Here is a 21,313-nt window from a genome sequence, read left to right as displayed (position 1 = left end):
TGCAGTTAATTCTTACGCAGATTGATTGAAATAATCCAACACAACCTCATGGTGCGTCTTAGTTTTGAACTTGTTGAACACATGTTCAATCACACCTTCTTCATTAATCAGGAAGCTGATGCGGTGCAGACCGTCGTACACTTTTCCCATGAATTTTTTTTCGCCCCAAACACCGAACTGTTCAGCAACGGCATGATCTTCATCAGAAAGTAGGGTGAAGTTGAGTTCATCTCGTTCGATGAATTTACCCAAGCGTTTCACTGGGTCGATGCTAACACCAAGAACCGTAACATTGTGTGCATCCAGTTCGGCTTTGACATCTCTAAGACCTTTAGCTTGCACCGTGCAACCCGGAGTCATGGCTTTAGGGTAAAAGTAGAACAATACCTTTTTGCCTTCAAAGTCAGATAATGTCACGGTGTTACCGTCTTGATCTAATAGTGAAAAGGCTGGAGCAGGCGCGCCAGCAGTTAAAGTTTCCATTGAGCGATCCTTTATTTTTTATTGGCTGTTTTTTATGAAATTTAGTGAGCCTTGAACCGATAGCTGTGAACACAGTATTTGGAAGTCTTCTTCCAACTGCATCAGGTTACACTCGCCATCGACGTGGGCTGTCAACGCAATATGAAATTGATTCTGTTCTTTTTCGACCTTGGATTTATCGATAGTTTGCGCACTAAGTGAAGACATACCGATTTGTCGGTCAGCAAAAAACTGAGTGAATTTCTCAGTCAACCCTAGTTTGTCTTCGGATTCAACAAAGACTTCTATCCGATAGACATGATCGGGGTGCTGATGAGGAGAGGTACGTTTCATGATCGTAATTAGATCATGTTCTTGACCTAAAAGAGGAAGGCGAGTTTCTACTCGGGCTAAGCTATTGCTGTTTCCAGACAACAACATAATCAACGTAAATTCGCTGCCGAAGAGTGCAATGCGGCTGTCGATAATATTGCATCCCGATTCGGTAACCAAATGGGTAATTTGGTTACTGATACCCGGGCGATCCGTACCAACAGCGGTAATCACTAAATGTTGTAACATGAGGAGGCAATTTTTCAATAACTGTTAATTTGCATGTTAGCACAGTTCCAACTATTCGCTCGGATACCCACTGAGAATTTCAGTGTGTAAACCTGAAAATTTACCCAATTCGATAAATTTTCGACCAATCCATGCTTAACCTCCAATTATTAACGTGAGATTGTCATCTAAGGCGCTCTGAACCCTTGTTTTATTCAAGGGTGTTACAGTACCATGCTAGAAGCCCATTTGAGCTGAGGTAGACCTGCTGGGGGTCGTTGAAGTGACGCCATTTGGTATAAGAATTTATTAAGGAGATGGACATGTTTTCTGGAAGCTGGGTTGCGCTTTTGACACCGTTTAATAATGAAGGTGAAGTGGATTTCGAAAGCCTGAAGCAACTTGTTGAATACCACGTAGAAGCGGGCACCGATGGAATCGTCGCTGTTGGCACTACGGGTGAGTCGGCCACTCTAACAATCGAAGAGCATGTCAAGGTGGTGAGCAAAGCAGTCGAGTACGCTGATGGTCGTATTCCTGTTGTTGCGGGAACGGGAGCAAACGCTACTCACGAATCAGTGACGTTTAGCCGCTTGCTTCAAGGCTCTGGTATTGTAGGTGTGCTAAGTGTTACGCCTTACTATAACAAACCGACCCAAGAAGGTTTATACCAGCACTACAAAGCCATTTCTGAAGCCAGTGATGTGCCAATCATTCTTTACAACGTACCAGGTCGCACAGCGGTTGATCTTCAACCTGCCACCGTGGCTCGTTTAGCCAACATTGAAAACATTGTTGCTTTGAAAGATGCGACAGGCGATTTAGAAAGAGTTGCAATTCACCGTGAACTTTGTGGCGAAGATTTTATCTTACTAAGTGGCGATGACTCTACAGGGCTCGAATTCTGTAAGTTAGGTGGTCATGGTGTAATCTCTGTAACGAACAATATTGCAGCAGCAGATATGGCGAAAATCATGCACTTAGCTCAAGATGGAGAGTTCAAAAAAGCGGAATCCATCAATGCGCGCTTGATGACATTGCACAAAAACCTGTTTATTGAAGCTAGCCCTATTCCAGTTAAGTGGGCTGCGCATAAACTTGGTTTGATCGCAAATGGTAGCCTAAGGCTTCCAATGACAGAGCTTTCTGAAGAGGCTCAGCCAGTCATTGAAAAGTCTCTAGCAGAAGCTGGGATCAGCTAGGGTCAAACCAACGAACCCAATAAAGTTAACCCCGAAGCCAAGAGCTTCGGGTTGTATTTAGGAGTTTTAATGAAGTTTTCACGTCAGCTAGTGATCGGTTCACTGGCTGTTTTTGTTCTCGCTGCTTGTTCAAGTGATCCTTCATCTCGCCGTCAGGCTAAAGATGATTTTTCGTACCTTGATTCAACGCCGCTAAAAGAGTGGTCGCTTCCACAAGGTGCCACACCGCAGTTCTATCCTAACTACGATATTCCAGCGGGTGAGTACACAGGTGGAATTGGTAAAAACGTTGATATTCGTCCGCCTCAACAAATTTTGGACTTAATTCCTGGTGCACGTTCAGAAGTGAAAGACGGCGAAGCAACCTTGTGGTTGGTTCGAGAAACGGAACAAGAGAAAGTATGGCGAACTGCTTTACAGATGCTTTCAAACCAAGGCATTAGGTTGAGAGAAAACACAAATACTCGTATCGAAACGGAATGGGTAACGTGGAAATCGGAAGATGAAGACTCTGAGATTGGCAGCCGTTATTCAATAGAAAAGTTGGAATCGAACCGTCGCTACGGCTTCAAAATTTCACTTATCGATTGGCGTGAAGGCAATCAAGTTAAGCCTGTTAAAGCGACTGACAAAGAGCGTTACAACATTCTGATGACTAACTTAGTTACGTCAACTTATGATCAGAATTTGCGTGCTGAAGCGGCGTTGAAAGCTCAGGAGCTAGTGAAGCGTATTCCTATCAGTCTTGGTAAAGACCGTAGTGGATTGCCTGTTATTATAGCTCGAGCGCCATACTCCACATTGTGGCAACACATGCCAACTATTTTGCCGCAAATTGGTTTTAATATTGAAGAACGAAACCAGTCCCAAGGTATTATTAAGGTGAAGTACGCCAAACCAGACGATGAATTCTGGCAAGAAATTGGTGTTAAGCCGTTAGACTTGAGTGGCAGTTCCTTTACGTTCTTGATGGGTGACTTGGACAACAGAACATCTATCAACGTAACAGACAGTTCTGATAAGCCAATTAGTGAACAGTTGCTTACTGATTTGGTGCCGATCTTAGCGAAAGTCGCTGAGAAATCACTAAAATAGCAAAACGAAAATCTATAGAAAGCCCATTTTTCGAAGTGGGTTTTTTTATATCCAATGACCTGAAAGGTTACAACACCCAGACCATGTTTCTTTTCCTTCCAGATCTGCTCGATATTTAAGAGGGTTGGGTAAGTTGACAGATTGGCACATCTTATCGATATCCAATAAAACGACTACGCCTCCTTTTCCACTGATACATTCTTCATTTTTCAGCTTTTTAAAGAGTCGAGATAACGTTTCTGGTGCAATATTTAGCTGCCCTGCGAGTACGCTATGAGCGACGGGCAGTTTTAGCCAATCGGTTCCTTGCTGTTCATGCAGTTCCAAAAGATACGAAACGAGTCGTTGATTGGCACCCTTCAACGTTAACTGATCAACGCGATTCACCGCTTGGTTTAATTTTGAAGCCATAGCTCCAAGCAGTTGAAACGAGAAGGCTGAATTACTTTCACAAAAGGTCAGCAAGACTTCCCTAGAAAAAGAGAGCAATTGACAGTCCACTTTTGCTTTTGCACTTACAGGATAAAGGCTTGGCTGCATAAACATGGCGGCTTCCGCAATGGCATCTCCATGAGATAGCTGCTGAAATATTTTTTCATCACCTTCTGGAGAGAAACGGTACAACGCAATCTCGCCCGATTTCACGATATAAAATCGTTTAGCTTCGTCTCCGGCGTGGAAGACGTGCTTTCCTTGAGAAATATTCACCAGTTGCATGCCTTTACACAAAGCGACTTTAGTTTCCAATGAAACGCCACTAAAGATAAATGAGTTCTCAATCAAGCTTGTGGTTAAGTTGTCCATGCGGTGTCCCTGTTGACAAATGTCATTTGCATATTTTAGGAGAATGTTAATCTAATTAATAACAATTATCACTACTATCCATTCTGATAGATTTAATATTTAGGAATTCAGTCATGCATTACGGCGTATTAGTAGGTTTACACTTACTTTGTGCGGCTATTTTTATTGGTATTGTGGCGTTCGAAGTGTTGATCTTAGAGGGTATTCGACCCCACTTGCCACCGAAAACCATGTCACTAGTAGAGCAGGGTATTCATCTTCGCGGGCGTAAGATCATGCCTTTTGTTGTTGCTACCTTGTTTATTACGGGGGCGATGATGGGATATCAACACCTTAGCCCATTACCTTCATTGTTTGCGACATCATTTTCAACACTGCTAACCATAAAAATTACATTGGCCATCAGCGTGCTGATTCATTTTTTGGTAGCGATGAAATATTCCATCTGCGGCAACATGTCTTCAAAGCGTTTTAAATACACACATCTCAGTGTTTTCTTCCATATGTTAGCCATCATTTTTCTAGCGAAAGGGATGTACTACATCCATTGGTAATAGAAATTTTCACAAATTGACAAATGTCATTTGGAATTAAGTCTGACGATATCAGAATTAAACACGAATAATAATCATTATCAATACAGTATGGAGAACGTAATGAAAACTCAACTTGCCGCACTAGCCCTATCGCTTGTTTCTGCATCAGTGTTTGCAGGCACTGCCAATATCTCAGGAAACTATTCTGGTACATACAACTTAGAAGTAAGAACAACAAGTAACGCTCTAATGGCGAAAAGTTCTCAGGCTTACAATTGGAAGTGGGATTTTGATAAGAAAACAGTTTCGATCAATAACGGTTTTATTAGAAGTAAGTTCGCACCTTTCCCAGTGGGTTATGCAGTACATAAGCCAGTTTCATTTAAAGACAACGGTAACGGTACTTACACGCTAGATTACACCTTCCAAGCTTACAATCCACTTTATGGCTTCCCTAAAGCGAAAACAAAAACGGTATTTGAAATTACAGACACAGGTTTTGGTTTGGAATTCAAAACGCTAGACAGCGATGGCAATGGCGTAATCGGCGAGCCAATCTACGGCCTGTTCCCTTGGGATATTGAATTGAACTGGACTGGTTCAGCGAACTAACTACCCGTATTTGCTAGGTTGGTGACCTCCAGGTCACCATTTTCTTAATGGAATAACAAAATGAAACTCAAAAATATTGCCTGCCTTGCAGGGGCACTGGCTTGCTCATTGACCTCAGCTTATGCATTCGCTGAGAAGCTTACAGGGACTTATGTTGGCGGATATCATTTGAAGATGAACGTCCATGCAGCTCATGGTATTGGGAAGGATTCAGATGGAAATCGAACCCCATGGCCTGAATCAGAATTAAATGCTGAGATGAATGGTCAAAAATACAAAGTGTTAGGAGATACAACAACGCTAGGCACTTGGATTTGGGATTTTGATAACGAAGTTGTAACGATTAACGGCTCGACCCTACTAGCCTTGGGATTTGAAGTAGTTCCCTTTCAAGCTTTCAATATTAATGAGCTGGAAAATAAGCGACCAAATACAACCAGAGAGGTGTTTAGTTTAGCGGAAGTACAATTACCATTTCAGTATGACGAGCTATCAGATACCTATACCGTGGAGTATGCGCATAAAAAATATTTTGAGAAAGAAACTCCGGATTATAAAGTTTCATACCCGATAGGGCACACGTCTACAACTTTTAAGGTCAATGCCGTTGAAGATGGAAGTATCGCCATAAATACGCTTGATGTTGATAAAGATAATGTTCCAGGTACTAGATTGGAAAATGTATTTCCAACAATTGTACAAATTGAGTACAACTCAGAAAACATGTACTTAGATAGTGGGGCCGATGGAAACAATGATGGTATTTCTGATGTCATTTCTAGTGTATTGAATCTGAGTGATAAGACAGTTGATTTTGATAATGATGGTTTAGACGATGCAACCGAAATTCGCTGGGGATTCATAACTTTTGATTCAGATGCTGATGGTGTACCAAACCATATTGAAAGAGGGGATACAGCAACAGAAGCACAAGTACTCGATTCAATTCTGTTGGCTGGGAATACAAAACTATCAATCCGAGCGAATACAACTTACTCGTTGAACTTACCCCGTGTAGAAAAATTTGATTTTGAACTAGAGCAGTCGGAGGACATCTATCCTTTTGATGGTTCTTTACCCTTAACGGAAACTAACCAAGGCGTTGCTTTGAATTATGATCTAGGAAAGCTAAGGATATTTCATAGTTCAGCGTCTGAATTTCCAATGCCAGGTTCAAGAGAAAACTTAGCTTTAGAATTCAATCAGATTCCAGAAGATTTAGTTATCTACCAGTATGTTGCAGGAATGAAACCAGATTTTTCGTTTGGGCAGGGTTTTGAAAGGCTGGAGTATATTAAAAGTGGCAATAATCTAAATCTAAGTGTTAATAAATCGCATGTATTACCGCAAGAGATCATCTTGATATTTGGTACATCAGAGACCATTCCTGATAAGACTACCGAGCCAAAACCAGAAGTTAAACCGGACGTAAAACCTGATAACAAGCCAAACGCAGATTCGAACAACGCGACTTCTGGGGCAAGCTTTGGTTTATGGTCCTTACTCCTTCTTAGTACTGGTGTGTTTGTTCGTCGCCGAACCCTAAAATCCTAGATTTATGAAGGTATTTCAATTATCTACCGTGGCAATGATGTCCGCGGTAAGTTTCGTTTCACTGGCTGACGAAGTAATGACTGTTGAATCTCAGATTCAAGCAGAAATGGACAAGTCTGTGATTGATAGCTCGTTAGAGCAAGTCGCAGGCGGTACAAACCTTATCGATACTTCGGAGCTAAGAGGCAGTCAGTCTTCGTTAGCAAAAGTATTGAGCCAACAAACCGGAATCGTTGTTCAAGAATTTTTTGGCGGTAATGACCAGCCTAGAATCAATATTCGAGGTTCGGGTATTCAAGACAACCCAGTTAACCGAGGCATACAGTTACTGCACGACGGGCTTGCACTAAACCAGGCCGACGGCTCATTTGTGATAGGCATTATTGATCCAGAACAAGCGAGACTGATCAGTGCGTATCGTGGCGCGAATGGAATGCGTTACGGGGCAACCACATTGGGTGGGGCGATCAACTTTCATAGTAAAACAGGTTTGAACAGCCCAAGTGAAATTCAACTAGAAGGCGGGTCTTTTGGGTTTTACAAGGGCAGTGCAACGTTATCAGAACGCAAAGACGCTTGGGATTTTTGGCTAAACGCAGCATCCAGCCAAAGAGACGGCTACAGAACAAACAGCAGCGCCAGCAGAAAAAGCGTGGCTTTGAATTTGGGTTACACAGCAGCGTCGTGGCAAAACAGAAGTTACATCACTTATAGTAATAATGATTTTCAAATTCCGTTCTTGTTAACCAAGCAAAGAGCGGTTGAGAGTTCGAGCGAAGTGATGGGTGAAAGCAGTGACCCTATGGATGAGTTACTCAATATTCCAATCCGAGAGCCTTTCCGGCGCACAGAACAAATCCGGTTGGCCAATAAAACGCATTGGTATGGTGATGATAGCGAGTTTCAAGCGGGTTTTTATTTTGAAAAACTGGATGACCAATTTCGAAACCCACTGACTCAAGCAAATACTCTAAATCAAAATATAGGGCTGGATGCGAGCGCCAAATTGGACTTTTATTCCGATGATTACTTGCTTAGAGAGCTTCTGTTTTTTACTTCTGTGAATATCGGTGAAATGCCAAGAGACATCGCTTCTGTGCACCCTTCTAAGGGGACACTTATGCCTACCTTCGCGTCTATGGATTTGTCTGCAAGCAATATTGTTCTTGGTGCTCAGCTGCAATACGAAGTGATTCAGGATTTGAGTGCGATCGCATCCATTCAATGGGTGAATAATCAACGTACGATCAAAGACAAGCTCAACTTGGGCGTACTAGATAGCCAGTTCAGCTATACCGTTGTTAATCCAAAGGTTGGGTTCAATTACCGTCTAAATGAGAACAAAAGGGTATACGCAAACGTAAGTGCAAGCTCAGAAGCCCCCAATTTTTGGCAACTGGCGACGGTTTCGGCTAACCCAACCGATCCCCTCAATAACCATGTCTACATTAATGATCTTTCCATGCAAACAGCACTGACCGGAGAAGTGGGAGCAGACGTTGAAATCGACGAGTGGATTGTGAATGCCTCTTGGTACTATTCGCAAGTGAGCGATGAATTGATATCGGTCGTAGGGGATTTTGCCGTGAATGGGAAAACCATCAACTACGACGGCGATACCATCCACCATGGTGTAGAAACGGCGATCAGTCACCAAACACACGATGCATTGCAAACGGGCGATGTCGTGTCGTCGCGGCTGCTCTACAATTGGAGCCATTTCTATTTTAAAGACGGTCTATATAAAGGTAACCGTATCGCGGGCGTACCCGTGCACCTTATCCAAGGTCAGGTCGATTATTTGATGGCGAGTGGTCTGCGTGTTATCCCTAACTTTAGCTGGCAACCGACAGAAAATTACACCGACCATTTGAACAGTGGAAACACTCAAGATCCCTATTTCTTACTTGGGTTCAAAGTGGGTTATGAAGCGTCCAATGGTGTTGAGGTGTTTGTGGACATCAACAACCTAACCAATACCACCTATCAAACGGCTTACGCCATTCGCGGTCAAGGAGCCGCTGAGCTGCCAACCTTTATTCCCGGTCCCGGAATTAACGGCATAATAGGAGTGAAATACCAATGGTAAATAAAATGGTATGGGCGTGTTTCGTTTGGGTTGTTTCTTGCAATGCTTCTTGGGCGAGTTTGCCAGCATCGGGCAAGTTTACAGGTGAATACCAAATTATTATGAGAGCCGCACCTTCAGGAAGTATCTTGGGCAAGGGCGTGAACAAAGCACAGTGGACGTGGGATTTTGACAATGATACAGCCACTTTACAAGGTACAACGCTCTCTGTCGGGTTTAATTACGGCATTCACGATATCGACGATAAAGACAAATCCTCCGATGTGGTGCACTTCTCAAGAAATAGTGATAATACGATAACGTTGGCGTACGCCTTGCGGATTTATCACCCCGGTTTGGGGTTTCCAATGGCCAACGCAACCACAACATTTCGTGTTGAACAAAATGGGGCGCAGTGGAAAATTCAGACGATAGATCGTGAAGCCGGAGAGCCGGATGGCATCATTGGTACTCAGATTCCCGGAGTCTTTCCTTTGACTATTGAGCCTGACCTACACGGCAGTGTCGTGGCCTTTGGAGAGGACTCGAATCTGGATGGAATTGATGACTACACGGCATTAAAGCTTGGGCTGGATCCCAATTCCCTTGACAGTGATAACGATGGGTATCACGACAGATATGAAATCGGCGCAGATATAGACAACCCAAGAGACAGCGATGGCGATTCCGTCATTGACGCTCTTGAACCGAATGAAGACGCTAACGATTCCACTACTGCCTCCGGGCTTAAAACCGTTAATGAACAGCCGCTGAACGTGAAAGTGAATGGTGCTTCCACCATTGTGCAAGTGCATGCGGGCTCGATGGAACGAGAAGTCACGACACCAAAAGACAGTGATGACTTCGCTTCTTTGGATTCAACATTAGGTCAACCCGGATTGAAATATGAAAGAGGAAATATCGCATTAACGCTATATGGTTCGGAGGCGGAGATTCGTGCTTCAGAAATAACACTGATTTTTGGACAGGCGTTGCCTGATAAATTATTAGTCTATGCAGAAGGAGCGGCAGAAAACTCACCTTACCTTCTAATTCCTAAAAACGAATGGCGAAAAGTGACCTCTAATGCCATCGCTATCTCACTAGACAACAGTATGAAATGGGCAGAGGCGCGTTCACCAGATTCTGGATATCATTTCGTATTTGCAGTCACAGAAAATACATTGGGTGGGAAAAATGTAGAGGAAAGTAAGGGTGTAGTGGCGGGCAGTAATTCACTTCATGTCTTTATCATATTGCTGTTTGCTGGCTTACTTCGTCTTGGTAGAAATCATAAAACAGAGCCAGCTTAATGCTGGCTGCCATCGTCTTTTCTTTTTTGGTTTTCTTTATCCAGTTCGCTTAGCCTGTCTAGGTCGCTTTTTTCTTTGTTAGAAGGTGTAAACTTCATTTTTGCAGTGTACTTTAGCGCCGCAATGTTGCCGATAACGACAGCCAAAACAATGGTGATAATGACCCAAGGGTTGGTTAGAAATTCCATCTTAGTCCCTCACATTTATTATGAAGCGATTGTACAGGGTATCCAGTAAAGGTAGCACCGCTGTTTGCCCTTCAATAGGGGAAAGGTGCAATGCCTCACGAATTATTTCAGTCGTTAATGAAGCGAGATTTTTACTCGCAACACTAAGGTAGCTTATGTGCCAAGGCTCAATTGCGACGCCGCCCAAATCTTCACGATAAGGGAGGAAAAAACCGAACTCTGGCATCGCTTCTTGTAACCATTCTGAAAAATCTCGCTGATGACCCGTTTGGTATTCCCAAGGCTCAAGTTGCAGCTGTGTATTTTCAGGTAAACAGTTCTTAGCATATACATCGAAATCCGTCCCCCAATGATGGCGGCTTGCACCTGGTAATGCCGACCAGCGCAAAATGGCAACGGTCTTCTCTTCGTCAGATAACGTAGAGATATCTATGGGGTTAGATTGACTGTCTAAGATAGCCCTTTGACCGGAGTACTTTGCATTCCAAATGGATTTTTGACGTTCATAGTCTCGAAATCCACTGGCGATTGCCAGTTCAAACCCTTTGTTTTTGGCTTCCTTGTACAGGGCAATTAGTGCTTTTCCTGCTGCTGGGGAAGCTTGGATCTTTTGAGCACCAACGAAGTGCTCAATAAGATGCGATTGGGTTTGTCCGGTCAGTTGGGCTGGAGTCATTTGTTTGCCAATAGCTCTTCTAATGTCGCTTCGTACATGTCAGTCAGAAGCTCTAAATCTGCTACGCTTACACATTCGTTCACTTTGTGAATGGTTGCGTTAACTGGACCAAGCTCGATAACTTGCGCGCCCATAGTCGCAATGAAGCGACCGTCTGAAGTGCCACCCGTTGTTAGCAATTCTGGTTTCTTGTGATTCACTCTTTCGACAGCACGTACAATGGCTTCTTTAAGCTCACCTGTATCGGTTAGGAATGGGTGACCACTTAACGTCCAGTTAAGGTCGTAATCTAACCCGTAAGAGTCTAGTGTGGAATGTACGCGGCGTTTGATTTCTTCATCGGTCAATTCAGTGCTGAAGCGGAAATTGAATTGAACATTGAACTCGCCAGGAATGACATTCGAGGCACCTGTACCAGAATGCAAATTTGGAATTTGGAAACTGGTTGGTGGGAAATATTCATTTCCCTCATCCCATTTCGTGGACGCCAATTCCGCTAATGCAGGCAATGCATGGTGTACTGGGTTATTCGCCAAGTGAGGGTAAGCGACATGACCTTGTATGCCTTTAACGACAAGATCGCCAGTAATTGAACCGCGACGACCATTTTTAACGATATCACCGACGTGCAGCGTACTTGAAGGTTCACCGACGATACACATGTCGATGATTTCATTTCTCTCTACAAGGGTATCTACAACGCGAGTTGTACCATTGATGAATGGACCTTCTTCATCCGATGTAATCAAAAATGCAATAGAGCCTTTGTGGTCAGGGTTTTCAGCAATGAAACGTTCCACCGCCACTACCATACAGGCTAGTGAGCCTTTCATATCAGCGGCACCACGACCATGTAAATGCCCATCAATGACCGTTGGTTCAAAAGGTGGAGTGTGCCATTGTTCTAGAGGACCAGCTGGCACAACATCGGTATGCCCGGCAAATGCAAACAAGGGGGCTTCTGAGCCACGGCGAGCCCAAAAGTTGGTGGTGTCTTCAAACACCATGATTTCAATTTCAAACCCTAGCGCTTTTAAGCGGTTGATCATGAGTTCTTGGCAGCCTTCATCCAACGGAGTGACCGATGGGCGGCTAATGAGATCTTTGGCAAGCGCCAATACAGGGCTATCTGTCATCCTTGAAAATCCTTACTTACTTAAAAATAGTTTGGTACTGATCGGCTTTGAAGCCAATGTGGTATGTATTTTCTACCACTAAAATAGGGCGCTTGATCATGGCTGGGTGCTCTACCAGCAATTCAACCGCAGTTTGTTCATTGAGCGAATCTTTCTGCTCTTGAGATAGCTGACGGAATGTTGTCCCGCGTTTGTTTAAAACTTGCTCCCACCCCAATTGCTCGCAGAAAATTTCAACCATGGATTTATCGATACCTTGCTTACGGTAATCGTGAAAGTCGTATGCGATGCTTTCAGCTTCTAACCACTTTTTTGCTTTCTTAATTGTGTCGCAGTTAGGAATGCCATACATAGTGTTTGCCATAGCGTTTTCTTATCCTTTTTTCTTTCGAAGCCCAAATCCTATCAGGTTGAAAAAGTGGAGCAAGAGGAAACCGCGTGTGGGAGCAAAATTGACGTTCCATATTGAGCTTTTAGTAAGTAATTGGTGTTTATTAGTGAAATCGACTATTCCCAATAGAAACAAATCGGTTCACGTACGATAAACGAGAAGTTAATCACCTCCAATCTCATCAAATTTGATCACGCGCAACATTCCGCGTGCCAGAAAACCAATAATGTGAATAGACCCAGTTGGTGTGGGGAAATAATCAAGACCTCAGTAGCAGGTCTCTAGGGCGACGAGCTCTAGTAAAAAAATACAGCGGTAGGAGGCATCAATGGAATTGAATCCTGTATTTGCGAGACGACTATATTTGGCTTTGTTGGTTGAAAGTCTAGAAAGACCCAATGTACCTAAGCTGATTGAAATTACAGGTTGGCCTAGACGAACCATTCAAGATGTATTGAAAGCCTTACCAGGCTTGGGTATTGAACTAATGTTTGTGCAGGATGGACGTCGCCATAACGACGGGTATTATCAGTTATCTGATTGGGGACCGTTTGATAGCCAATGGGTTTTAGATCGACAAAAAGACATTGCATCGACCCTAGGTTACTAGGGGCAAAGAAGGTTATTAGGGGTAAAGAAGGTTATTAAGAGAAAAGAAAGGGGCTAGGAGCAAATAAGGCGACTAGAAACCCAGATCCAGAAGTAAGATGATTCGGAACCACAAATCTTAAGATAGAACAGAGCTTAAGACAGATTGCGTTTGGTCGCTAAAAATCCGTAAGCCAGCCCACAACGTTGTAGGCTGGTTTTTTGGTATTCGCAATTCAATCAATACTCAAGCTACAGGATTCAAAGCTTATCTTCTGTCCCATTTCATCATTAAAGAAGTATAGAAATAATAAGTTACTGGCAAAGGTAAGCGTTGCCTAGAAAAGTAACAGATGTTTTAAAGTGAATAGGGCTGTTCAGGTAAACCCGGTTCGCACCTAGGCGTGCTGCCTGATTTTTTATGTCATTTACCGCACCTTGAATCATGACGTCATTGTTGTAGAACAAAAATGAGTACCAATGACCCTCGCTGCCAGTAACTTCACCTTTCCATACACAGCCTGAAGCGACAATGGCTGAATCAGCATACACAGAGACGCTTTGAGCGTCGGAAATCAATTTCTGCGATGGTGTGGCGCACGCCGTTATTAAAGGAGTGATGGCAAAAGCAAGACAGCGCCAACTTAGCTTATACATATTGGTTGCCCATTACATACGCAATAAAGCCAATCCAACTCACGATAAGAAGAATCCAAGGTAATAGATTGGATGATTTATCTGTTGTCGTTGGCTCAGTCGGTTGATGTTCTTCTACCGAATCTGTCTGCAGTTTGCTTCTTTGCGCTTTTTTCTTTGCTTTGTCGGCTTCACGTTGCCTTTCTTTCTGCTGTTTTTTGTACAGCGCAATGCCTTTTTCGATACCTTGCGCAATTAGCTTGGTCTGTTCCTTTGTTTGACCAGGCTTTTGCGTAGCTTTAGCAATTTTTTGCGCATCAGATTGTGTTTCTGCAGATGGAGTGTTTTTTTTCTGTTTCATTGCTAACCGGGGATTGATATGTTTGGCCTATAGGGTGAAACCCTAGTCTACCATTATGAAATGCAGAGGTGATAGTGCGCTATCCAATTGAAGACTACGACAAACATGGTTATCTAAAAGCTCCGATCTGGCTTTGGCTCGGTTGGATATTTCTAGCTAAGGCATGGGTAGTATTTGTTGTAGCTGGGGTCAGCCGAGAGTCTGGCAGTAAGCTTCTTGAAATCATCTACCCAGTAAAAGACACACTGTACCTTGGGTTGGTCATTGGTCTTCCTTCAATCTTATTGATGTGGCTAATTGGCTTTCGAAACCCAGATAGAACATGGATAAATCGCTTCATTAGCTGGGGGAGAGGGCTCACTTTGCTATTGATTGGTGGGCATTTTGGCTTGGTTATCTATCAAATCACACTCGACAATGGGGTGTTTAGCTGGTCGCATTCTATAACGGCTGTTTTACTCGTTTGGTTTTTTTTGTTTGTTTGGAAAAGCCGTCGATTGAAAGAATGTTTGAAAATAACGAAATAAAGATCACACTTATTTGATATTGCTTGCACTCTTGTGACTCACGTTTATGGCACTATATTTTTATATACATATACCCAAGTGACCTCAAGATGCTGGATTCAGCGAGCATCTTGAGGTTACTTGGGTATATCCGTTCATCAAGAAACGGAACAATAAAGCTAACTAAATGTGAGAATAAATATGTCGAATCCGCAAACTGCGATTGTACCGGAAGGAAGCCCTTTCGCGCTTTACTCTTTATTTAAAATCACGAGCGAACCTCAAACGGTATTGTCTTCGCTTCAAATGCTGCCCGCCTTAGTGGAAGAGATTAATCAGCAGCAAGGTGCCAATGTTAAACTGACGGTGTCTTTCACGCATCAATTCTGGTCGAAGCTGAATCAACCTATGCCTAGCGAGTTAGAACCCTTTCGCGAACTGGGCAAAGACAAGGTGATTGCACCGTCAACAGATGTTGATTTTCTGATTCATTGCCATTCCGATCGTCACGACTTACACTTTTTTGCTCTACGTAAGTTCTTAACACCGATTGCTGAATACGTAGAACTCGTCGATGAAACTTACGGTTATCGCTATCTCGACTCGCGTGATATGACGGATTTTGTTGATGGCACAGAAAACCCAGAAGGTGAGCAACGCCATGAGGTTGCCATTATCCCTGAAGGGGAGTTTTCCGGTGGCAGCTACGTGATGCTTCAGCGCTTCGTGCATAACTTGCCTGCTTGGAGCCGACTCAATGTCTCAGCGCAAGAAAAGGTGGTAGGAAGAACTAAGCCAGATTCAATTGAATTGGATGACGTCCCTGCGGCATCTCACGTTGGACGTGTTGATATAAAAGAAGAAGGGAAAGGGCTTAAGATTGTTCGCCACAGTTTGCCTTATGGCAGTGTGTCTGGCGATCACGGTTTGTTGTTTATTGCCTACTGCCATACGCTCCATAACTTTAAAGCCATGCTTGAGAGTATGTACGGTGAAACAGATGGAAAAACAGACCAACTCCTGCGTTTCACAACAGCGGTGACTGGGGCGTATTTCTTTGCGCCTTCGCAATCCATGTTGTCTTCTCTAGAATTGTCGTGATGATATGTCATCAAAATGCAGGTCGGCATAATGCTTGTTTAGCATAAGACCGTCTAGCCCAAGCGATGTTAGTTGCACCGATCTTCTAACGTTTGCTTGGGTCTACCAATCCTATTAGTGAATCAACCAGATAACTGGAATTTCCCTCCGTATAAAAAATATTCAAATTTTTGCTAAAGGTTTCTTTTCTACTGCCGCTATAAAGCTGAATACCCTTATTTTGAGTGTGAAGGTTTATGGCCGTTACGGTTAATACAAATGTTTCAGCGATGGTCGCCCAGAGAAATCTTGGGGTGGCGACTCAGGCGTTGAACCAATCTTTGGAGCGGCTTGCTTCAGGGAGTCGTATTAACAGCGCAAAAGACGATGCTGCGGGTCTGCAAATTTCCAATCGATTGGAAACACAAATGCGTGGTTTGGATGTCGCGGTGCGCAATGCTAACGATGGCATCTCCATCATGCAAACCGCCGAAGGGGCGATGAAAGAAACCACGAATATTCTGCAACGAATGCGTGATTTGTCGTTACAGTCTTCAAATGGTTCAAACAGCCGAGCAGAACGAATCGCTCTTCAAGAAGAAATGAGTGCGCTCAATGATGAGCTTAATCGGATAGCAGAAACCACATCGTTTGGCGGCAAAAAACTCCTTAATGGAACCTATGGCACTTCCGCTTTCCAAATCGGAGCCAGTGCTGGTGAAGCTGTCAACGTGTCACTTAGTAATATGCGTTCGGATACCCTTGCCATGGGGGGAGCAAGTTACATGGCAGCAGGAAAAGCGGACTCAAGCTGGACGGTTAGTGCAGGGCAAAACGAGTTTAATCTTAGTTTTACCGACAAGGCAGGGGACCTCGTTAATATCAATGTTCAGGCAAAAGTTGGCGATGATATTGAAGAGTTGGCAACTTACATTAACGGGCAAACCGATCAAGTTTCGGCATCTGTTAACGAAGACGGGCAACTGCAAATTTTTGCCTCGGCAGATGTGGTTGCAAGCCCGATTACATTCAGTGGCAGCTTGGCATCTCAGTTAGCAATGTCGGGACCTGCTCTAGAAACGGTTGATGACCTCGATATTACAAACGTTGGCGGTGCTCAACGTGCGGTTTCAGTGATTGATACGGCATTGGAATATGTGGATAGCCACCGTGCGCAATTGGGGGCTTTTCAAAACCGATTTGACCATGCCATCAGTAACTTAGATAACATTAATGAAAACCTAGCGTCTTCCAACAGCCGAATCAAAGATACCGACTTTGCTAAAGAGTCTGTCGAAATGATAAAGCAGCAAATGCTGCAACAAGTCAGTACCACCATTCTTGCTCAAGCCAAACAAGCACCAAATATTGCTTTGACTCTTTTGGGGTAGTCCCAGTACCAAACGATAAATAGGCTCTAGATTACAATTGAGAAAACTTCACCTCAAGAAAGTGCAGCAACGCTTGCGTTTTCTGAGACAAGTATTTCTTAGATGGATACACACCATAAATCGGTCCAGGGGTTTCCACTTGGTAGTCCGGAAGCAACTTAACCAATTGACCTTTCTTCACAAATTCTTCGCCAAACGTTGTCGGCAAAACGCCCAGTCGATCTCCGTGAATTAGAGCTTCAGACAGCGGTCCAAAATCATTACTGAAAACACGATATCGCGTTGCGATGACTTCACTATGATTACCCTTAAAAACACGCCAATCTTTGGCTAGATAGGGGATGGTGAGTGATTCCATTTGGTTTAATTGGGATGGGTGTTTAGGCAGTTTATGTTTTTTAAGCCATGCAGGGCTCGCAAATATACTCATTCTGGTTTGGTAAAGTTTACGTGCAACCAAACTAGAATCTTTCAGTGGTCCGGGGCGGATTGCGACGTCAATTTGATCGCTGAGTAAATCATCAAGTTTATTGCTGATACGATATTCAATATCAAGCTTTGGATGCAAAGCCTGAAATTCGGCAATCCATGATGAAAGGCGAAAATAGGACATGAAAATAGGCGAAACTACGGTGAGTTTTCCACTTATCGAACTACTTTGTTCCTGCAAAAAAGAGACGCTATCAATTAACCCTTGTATATGAGGGCTCGCTTGCTGATTCAATATACTACCAGCTTCTGTTAAGGTCGCGGAACGTGAGGTACGTTGAACCAAAGCGACACCTAATTCTTTTTCCAGTTCCGAAAGCCTTCGGCTAACTGTGCTGGTGGGCATGTTGAGTACTTGTGCCGCCGCACTAAAACTGCCTTTATCGGCGATAGCTTTGAGTACTTGTAAATCATTGAAATTAATCATTGTGGGTGTTTTAAAGGTAATTAGAATTATTATCCCAAATTTGGGATTTTGATTTCAATATATCGTATTTAATTATCATTTTTGGGTCTATAACATGACGGGAAATTCATGAGAGGATTCAAACAATGACAATACGTTGCATTCTGATTGGTCTATTAAGTGCTTCATTTTTTCCAGTACAAGCCAGTGTGATAAATCAAACTTCTAACCCCGCGCCAAACCCTGTCAGCTTTTCCCAATTTTCGACTAAGGGTAACGTGAACGTTGCTATCAGCATTATTGATTGTGGTCGAATTGAGGCGCGAAAGCCCACCATGTTTAACCCGAAAGCATCCAACGATAACCCTATAGAAATGGTGAACAGTTGCTATGTTATCTCTCACCCGAAAGGCAAGCTGTTTTGGGATGCGGGTATTAACGACAAATTTGTCGCACAAAAGGATGGCATTGAAGTGATGGATGGCGCATTTCATTTTTCTGTGCAGAAAACCCTCTCATCTCAATTGGAATTGTTAAACCTCGATGCTAATGACATCGAACATCTCGCGTTGTCGCATCTTCATTGGGATCATTCCGGTAATGCTTATAAATTTTCAAATGCGCAATGGTTAATCCAAAAGCCAGAGTATGACATCGCTTTCGATCAAGAAAAATTTAAAAGCTACGGCTTCAATCAGGATGATTACGCCAGCCTAAAACCCAATGCAAAAGTGATAGAGGGTGATCATCAAGTGTTTGGTGACGGGTCTGTCGTTCTTATCTCTGCATACGGGCATTCGCCAGGTCATCAAGTTTTGTACGTTGATCTGCCTGAATACGGTCCCATCATTTTATCTGGTGACCTGTACCATACTCGTGAAAACCGTAGGTTACGCGCCATCCCTATTTTTAATCAGGTAAACCAAAGCAAACTTGCCTTTGAAAAGGTGGATAAAATTTTAGAAAGAACAGGCGCAGAGCTTTGGATTGGGCATGATGCAGAGGAGTTTTACGAGAAAAAACACGCTCCGCATTGGTACAAATAGCCGCATATACCTAGTTAAATTGAGGTTACTTGGGTTTGTAATCTAGAACGTCGTTTTTTACGGGGTTAATAAGGCTACTTAGTGAGTACACTGCAAAGTTGTCTTGAATTTGAGAGGCTGGTTTTTATTGAATCTTCACTTGGTAAAAATAATAACCTCCTTTTCAAGCCTTTCTATATAAGGGCTACAAGAGAAAAAAGAAAGTTGTATCGGCAAGGGAAATGTTAACTTTAGAAGGAAATGACAAAATATATCGCGTTTGGTCTATTTGTAACCACTTAAGCTGTAAAATCCATTTTTTCTTAAAAAACACCTCAAGGAAAAATACTTCGTGTCGTTAACTGTTTCATCTTGAAAATACCCAAGTGACTTTTGATTCTGATTTCTTAGGTCACTTAGGTCACTTAGGTCACTTAGGTCACTTAGGTCACTTAGGTATCAATCAACTTGGTTTTCCGAAGCTTAGGCTCGGAAAGCGTAGTATCGGAAAATCATTTGGAGCAGTAATCATGAGCATGACAGTAAACACCAACGTATCGGCGATGACAGCACAGCGCCATCTTAATAACGCGGCAAGCGATCTAACGACATCTATGGAGCGCCTGTCTTCAGGCTTCAAAATCAACAGTGCAAAAGATGACGCTGCTGGTTTGCAAATCTCCAACCGTTTGAACGTTCAAAGCCGTGGTTTGGATGTCGCAGTTCGAAACGCTAATGATGGTATTTCTATTGCTCAAACTGCCGAAGGTGCGATGAATGAAACCACCAACATTCTGCAACGTATGCGTGATTTGTCTTTGCAATCAGCGAACGGCTCTAACTCTAAATCTGAGCGCGTTGCCATTCAGGAAGAAGTAACGGCATTAAATGACGAACTGAACCGAATTGCTGAGACAACATCTTTTGGTGGTAACAAGTTACTAAATGGTACTTACGGCACTAAATCGTTCCAAATCGGTGCAGATAACGGTGAAGCCGTAATGTTGACGCTGAAAGACATGCGCAGCGATAACTCGTTGATGGGGGGGCAGAGCTATCAAGCGGCTAACGGCAAAGACAAAGACTGGACAGTACCCGCTGCTGCATCAGATTTAACGATTAACCTGACGGACAGCTTTGGACAAGCACAGGCGTTGACCATTAACGCAAAAGATGGCGATGATATTGAAGAGTTGGCAACGTACATTAATGGTCAAACGGATTTAGTGAAAGCATCGGTTGGCGAAGAAGGTAATCTGCAAATTTTTGCTGGCAATAACAAAGTATCCAGCGACCTAACATTTGGTGGTGGGCTTGCTGGTGAACTTGCAATGGGACCGAAGCAAGATGTTACTGTTGATAGCATTGATGTGACCACTGTTTCTGGGTCACAAGAATCTGTTGCCATCATTGATGCTGCGCTTAAGTATGTGGATAGCCACCGCGCAGAATTAGGGGCATTCCAGAACCGCTTTGATCACGCAATCAGCAACTTAGATAACATCAATGAGAATGTGAACGCGTCGAAGAGCCGAATTAAAGATACGGATTTCGCATCAGAAACCACTAAGATGACGAAGTCACAGATCTTACAACAGGCTTCAACTTCTATTCTTGCACAAGCCAAGCAAGCACCTAACGCTGCGATGAGCCTATTAGGTTAATTAGATACCTGGCTAACAAACCCTAAAGATCAGAGCGTGCTCTGATCTTTTTTATTACCTCAACCTCAATAATTGGCTGATGCGCAGGCTATTCGATGGATTTGTCTTTAAAGAAACGAACCTTGAGAGCGTTTACGAATAGAAGCTGAGCTGATTTCGATATGATTCTTTGTCTACTTCATTTGATTAGTGCAAATAGCGACTCTATTGCCCTTGGTGTATACACCATCCAATGTGATTTCTAGCTCTCAATGTATTGATTTTATTTCAGTTTGAAAATTCATCTATTAACAGATGAATTTTTGCTAAAGATCTTTTCAGCTGAGCCGTTATAAAAAGCACGAGAGAGAAATACGCTTGGTTTTCCGCGACGGCGGAGACCGTAATATCGGAAAATCAATTGGAGAATACATCATGGGCATGACTGTAAACACCAACGTATCAGCAATGACAGCGCAGCGTCACTTAAACAACGCAACAGGTGACCTAAACCTATCCATGGAGCGCTTGTCTTCAGGTTTCAAAATCAACAGTGCAAAAGACGACGCAGCAGGTCTACAGATCTCAAA

The 21,313-nt window shown here is 43.2% G+C and carries 24 protein-coding genes; 14 read left to right on the top strand and 10 right to left on the bottom strand.

Annotated elements, in window-relative coordinates; all coding sequences use genetic code 11:
- Positions 1–12: 12 nt before the first annotated feature.
- Together bcp and Q8W40_RS17440 are read right to left on the bottom strand one after the other, a co-directional pair.
- Positions 13–483 (bottom strand): thioredoxin-dependent thiol peroxidase, encoded by a 471-nt coding sequence (gene bcp, locus Q8W40_RS17445; protein WP_305399008.1) that lies wholly within the window; start codon positions 481–483, stop codon positions 13–15.
- An 18-nt stretch (positions 484–501) separates the two neighbouring features.
- On the bottom strand, positions 502–1,044 hold the full coding sequence (locus Q8W40_RS17440) for a glycine cleavage system protein R (RefSeq protein WP_305399006.1): 543 nt from the start codon (positions 1,042–1,044) through the stop codon (positions 502–504).
- A gap of 302 nt (positions 1,045–1,346) precedes the next feature.
- On the opposite strand from Q8W40_RS17440, the gene dapA reads away from it, so the two are divergent.
- Positions 1,347–2,225, top strand: a complete 879-nt coding sequence (gene dapA / locus Q8W40_RS17435; RefSeq protein ID WP_305399004.1) for a 4-hydroxy-tetrahydrodipicolinate synthase — start codon at positions 1,347–1,349, stop codon at positions 2,223–2,225.
- A gap of 69 nt (positions 2,226–2,294) precedes the next feature.
- Entirely contained in the window at positions 2,295–3,320 is a 1,026-nt protein-coding gene (bamC, locus tag Q8W40_RS17430) for an outer membrane protein assembly factor BamC (RefSeq protein WP_305399002.1), read from the top strand.
- A 45-nt stretch (positions 3,321–3,365) separates the two neighbouring features.
- Here bamC and Q8W40_RS17425 read toward each other — a convergent pair whose 3' ends face one another.
- Positions 3,366–4,124, bottom strand: coding sequence for a Crp/Fnr family transcriptional regulator (locus Q8W40_RS17425; RefSeq protein ID WP_101112896.1), 759 nt, complete (start codon positions 4,122–4,124; stop codon positions 3,366–3,368).
- Between the two features lie 113 nt (positions 4,125–4,237).
- Here Q8W40_RS17425 and Q8W40_RS17420 point away from each other — a divergent pair, with 113 nt between their 5' ends.
- The 5 genes from Q8W40_RS17420 to Q8W40_RS17400 all read left to right on the top strand — a co-directional run bounded on the left by Q8W40_RS17420 (position 4,238) and on the right by Q8W40_RS17400 (position 10,207).
- Positions 4,238–4,678 (top strand): CopD family copper resistance protein, encoded by a 441-nt coding sequence (locus Q8W40_RS17420; RefSeq protein WP_101112894.1) that lies wholly within the window; start codon positions 4,238–4,240, stop codon positions 4,676–4,678.
- A gap of 102 nt (positions 4,679–4,780) precedes the next feature.
- Complete coding sequence (locus Q8W40_RS17415; protein ID WP_101112893.1) at positions 4,781–5,272, top strand: hypothetical protein; 492 nt, start codon at positions 4,781–4,783, stop codon at positions 5,270–5,272.
- Between the two features lie 60 nt (positions 5,273–5,332).
- Positions 5,333–6,826 (top strand): hypothetical protein, encoded by a 1,494-nt coding sequence (locus Q8W40_RS17410; protein ID WP_305398998.1) that lies wholly within the window; start codon positions 5,333–5,335, stop codon positions 6,824–6,826.
- Between the two features lie 4 nt (positions 6,827–6,830).
- A complete protein-coding gene (locus Q8W40_RS17405; protein ID WP_305398996.1) occupies positions 6,831–8,915 on the top strand; it encodes a TonB-dependent receptor domain-containing protein in 2,085 nt (694 codons plus the stop codon).
- Positions 8,909–10,207, top strand: a complete 1,299-nt coding sequence (locus Q8W40_RS17400; RefSeq protein ID WP_305398995.1) for a hypothetical protein — start codon at positions 8,909–8,911, stop codon at positions 10,205–10,207. The genes Q8W40_RS17405 and Q8W40_RS17400 overlap by 7 nt, the downstream gene beginning before the upstream one ends.
- On the opposite strand, the gene Q8W40_RS17395 is transcribed toward Q8W40_RS17400, so the two are convergent.
- The 4 genes from Q8W40_RS17395 to Q8W40_RS17380 are packed head-to-tail and all read right to left on the bottom strand — an operon-like array spanning position 10,204 to position 12,571.
- Positions 10,204–10,395, bottom strand: coding sequence for a DUF2897 family protein (locus Q8W40_RS17395; protein WP_305398993.1), 192 nt, complete (start codon positions 10,393–10,395; stop codon positions 10,204–10,206). The genes Q8W40_RS17400 and Q8W40_RS17395 overlap by 4 nt on opposite strands.
- A 1-nt stretch (position 10,396) precedes the next feature.
- Complete coding sequence (locus tag Q8W40_RS17390) at positions 10,397–11,071, bottom strand: M15 family metallopeptidase (RefSeq protein WP_305398991.1); 675 nt, start codon at positions 11,069–11,071, stop codon at positions 10,397–10,399.
- Positions 11,068–12,207: a succinyl-diaminopimelate desuccinylase gene (dapE, locus tag Q8W40_RS17385; RefSeq protein WP_305398990.1), complete on the bottom strand. Its 1,140-nt coding sequence runs from the start codon at positions 12,205–12,207 to the stop codon at positions 11,068–11,070. The genes Q8W40_RS17390 and dapE overlap by 4 nt, the downstream gene beginning before the upstream one ends.
- Before the next feature lie 16 nt (positions 12,208–12,223).
- Positions 12,224–12,571, bottom strand: coding sequence for an ArsC family reductase (locus tag Q8W40_RS17380; RefSeq protein WP_305398988.1), 348 nt, complete (start codon positions 12,569–12,571; stop codon positions 12,224–12,226).
- A 355-nt stretch (positions 12,572–12,926) separates the two neighbouring features.
- Here Q8W40_RS17380 and Q8W40_RS17375 point away from each other — a divergent pair, with 355 nt between their 5' ends.
- The gene (locus tag Q8W40_RS17375) at positions 12,927–13,208 is read left to right on the top strand and encodes a winged helix-turn-helix domain-containing protein (protein WP_101112879.1); all 282 of its coding nucleotides are present in this window, start codon (positions 12,927–12,929) and stop codon (positions 13,206–13,208) included.
- A gap of 293 nt (positions 13,209–13,501) precedes the next feature.
- Here Q8W40_RS17375 and Q8W40_RS17370 read toward each other — a convergent pair whose 3' ends face one another.
- Together Q8W40_RS17370 and Q8W40_RS17365 are read right to left on the bottom strand one after the other, a co-directional pair.
- The gene (locus Q8W40_RS17370) at positions 13,502–13,843 is read right to left on the bottom strand and encodes a DUF4156 domain-containing protein (protein WP_305398986.1); all 342 of its coding nucleotides are present in this window, start codon (positions 13,841–13,843) and stop codon (positions 13,502–13,504) included.
- Positions 13,836–14,183 carry a DUF2956 domain-containing protein gene (locus Q8W40_RS17365; protein ID WP_305398985.1) on the bottom strand — a complete coding sequence of 116 codons (348 nt, stop codon included), beginning with the start codon at positions 14,181–14,183 and terminating at the stop codon, positions 13,836–13,838. Before Q8W40_RS17365 ends, Q8W40_RS17370 begins: the two co-directional genes overlap by 8 nt.
- A 74-nt stretch (positions 14,184–14,257) precedes the next feature.
- Here Q8W40_RS17365 and Q8W40_RS17360 point away from each other — a divergent pair, with 74 nt between their 5' ends.
- The 3 genes from Q8W40_RS17360 (at position 14,258) to Q8W40_RS17350 (ending at position 17,160) form a co-directional block, all read left to right on the top strand.
- Entirely contained in the window at positions 14,258–14,710 is a 453-nt protein-coding gene (locus tag Q8W40_RS17360; protein ID WP_305398983.1) for a DUF2919 domain-containing protein, read from the top strand.
- Positions 14,711–14,890: 180 nt separating this feature from the next.
- On the top strand, positions 14,891–15,790 hold the full coding sequence (locus tag Q8W40_RS17355; RefSeq protein ID WP_305398982.1) for a Dyp-type peroxidase: 900 nt from the start codon (positions 14,891–14,893) through the stop codon (positions 15,788–15,790).
- A gap of 236 nt (positions 15,791–16,026) precedes the next feature.
- Entirely contained in the window at positions 16,027–17,160 is a 1,134-nt protein-coding gene (locus Q8W40_RS17350; RefSeq protein WP_101112871.1) for a flagellin, read from the top strand.
- A gap of 31 nt (positions 17,161–17,191) precedes the next feature.
- Here Q8W40_RS17350 and Q8W40_RS17345 read toward each other — a convergent pair whose 3' ends face one another.
- A complete protein-coding gene (locus Q8W40_RS17345) occupies positions 17,192–18,076 on the bottom strand; it encodes a LysR family transcriptional regulator (protein ID WP_305398978.1) in 885 nt (294 codons plus the stop codon).
- Positions 18,077–18,201: 125 nt separating this feature from the next.
- On the opposite strand from Q8W40_RS17345, the gene Q8W40_RS17340 reads away from it, so the two are divergent.
- From Q8W40_RS17340 to Q8W40_RS17330, 3 genes are all read left to right on the top strand, one after another.
- Positions 18,202–19,101: an N-acyl homoserine lactonase family protein gene (locus Q8W40_RS17340; RefSeq protein WP_305398977.1), complete on the top strand. Its 900-nt coding sequence runs from the start codon at positions 18,202–18,204 to the stop codon at positions 19,099–19,101.
- A 509-nt stretch (positions 19,102–19,610) separates the two neighbouring features.
- Positions 19,611–20,744: a flagellin gene (locus Q8W40_RS17335; RefSeq protein WP_305399251.1), complete on the top strand. Its 1,134-nt coding sequence runs from the start codon at positions 19,611–19,613 to the stop codon at positions 20,742–20,744.
- 414 nt (positions 20,745–21,158) lie between these two features.
- Positions 21,159–21,313, top strand: a 155-nt coding sequence (locus tag Q8W40_RS17330; protein ID WP_442316513.1) for a flagellin N-terminal helical domain-containing protein, incomplete at its 3' end; no start/stop codon positions are given.

It is taken from the genome of Vibrio penaeicida, assembly GCF_030689305.1.
Classification (GTDB): Bacteria; Pseudomonadota; Gammaproteobacteria; order Enterobacterales; family Vibrionaceae; genus Vibrio; species Vibrio penaeicida_B.
The sequence above is the reverse complement of the archived record's forward strand: the minus strand, read 5'-3'. Positions and strand labels throughout refer to the sequence as shown.

Coding starts and splice junctions, on each gene's coding strand:
- bcp (WP_305399008.1), bottom strand. CDS start 483: ATGGAAACTTTAACTGCTGGCGCGCCTGCTCCAGCCTTTTCACTATTA.
- Q8W40_RS17440 (WP_305399006.1), bottom strand. CDS start 1,044: ATGTTACAACATTTAGTGATTACCGCTGTTGGTACGGATCGCCCGGGT.
- dapA (WP_305399004.1), top strand. CDS start 1,347: ATGTTTTCTGGAAGCTGGGTTGCGCTTTTGACACCGTTTAATAATGAA.
- bamC (WP_305399002.1), top strand. CDS start 2,295: ATGAAGTTTTCACGTCAGCTAGTGATCGGTTCACTGGCTGTTTTTGTT.
- Q8W40_RS17425 (WP_101112896.1), bottom strand. CDS start 4,124: ATGGACAACTTAACCACAAGCTTGATTGAGAACTCATTTATCTTTAGT.
- Q8W40_RS17420 (WP_101112894.1), top strand. CDS start 4,238: ATGCATTACGGCGTATTAGTAGGTTTACACTTACTTTGTGCGGCTATT.
- Q8W40_RS17415 (WP_101112893.1), top strand. CDS start 4,781: ATGAAAACTCAACTTGCCGCACTAGCCCTATCGCTTGTTTCTGCATCA.
- Q8W40_RS17410 (WP_305398998.1), top strand. CDS start 5,333: ATGAAACTCAAAAATATTGCCTGCCTTGCAGGGGCACTGGCTTGCTCA.
- Q8W40_RS17405 (WP_305398996.1), top strand. CDS start 6,831: ATGAAGGTATTTCAATTATCTACCGTGGCAATGATGTCCGCGGTAAGT.
- Q8W40_RS17400 (WP_305398995.1), top strand. CDS start 8,909: ATGGTAAATAAAATGGTATGGGCGTGTTTCGTTTGGGTTGTTTCTTGC.
- Q8W40_RS17395 (WP_305398993.1), bottom strand. CDS start 10,395: ATGGAATTTCTAACCAACCCTTGGGTCATTATCACCATTGTTTTGGCT.
- Q8W40_RS17390 (WP_305398991.1), bottom strand. CDS start 11,071: ATGACTCCAGCCCAACTGACCGGACAAACCCAATCGCATCTTATTGAG.
- dapE (WP_305398990.1), bottom strand. CDS start 12,207: ATGACAGATAGCCCTGTATTGGCGCTTGCCAAAGATCTCATTAGCCGC.
- Q8W40_RS17380 (WP_305398988.1), bottom strand. CDS start 12,571: ATGGCAAACACTATGTATGGCATTCCTAACTGCGACACAATTAAGAAA.
- Q8W40_RS17375 (WP_101112879.1), top strand. CDS start 12,927: ATGGAATTGAATCCTGTATTTGCGAGACGACTATATTTGGCTTTGTTG.
- Q8W40_RS17370 (WP_305398986.1), bottom strand. CDS start 13,843: ATGTATAAGCTAAGTTGGCGCTGTCTTGCTTTTGCCATCACTCCTTTA.
- Q8W40_RS17365 (WP_305398985.1), bottom strand. CDS start 14,183: ATGAAACAGAAAAAAAACACTCCATCTGCAGAAACACAATCTGATGCG.
- Q8W40_RS17355 (WP_305398982.1), top strand. CDS start 14,891: ATGTCGAATCCGCAAACTGCGATTGTACCGGAAGGAAGCCCTTTCGCG.
- Q8W40_RS17350 (WP_101112871.1), top strand. CDS start 16,027: ATGGCCGTTACGGTTAATACAAATGTTTCAGCGATGGTCGCCCAGAGA.
- Q8W40_RS17345 (WP_305398978.1), bottom strand. CDS start 18,076: ATGATTAATTTCAATGATTTACAAGTACTCAAAGCTATCGCCGATAAA.
- Q8W40_RS17340 (WP_305398977.1), top strand. CDS start 18,202: ATGACAATACGTTGCATTCTGATTGGTCTATTAAGTGCTTCATTTTTT.
- Q8W40_RS17335 (WP_305399251.1), top strand. CDS start 19,611: ATGAGCATGACAGTAAACACCAACGTATCGGCGATGACAGCACAGCGC.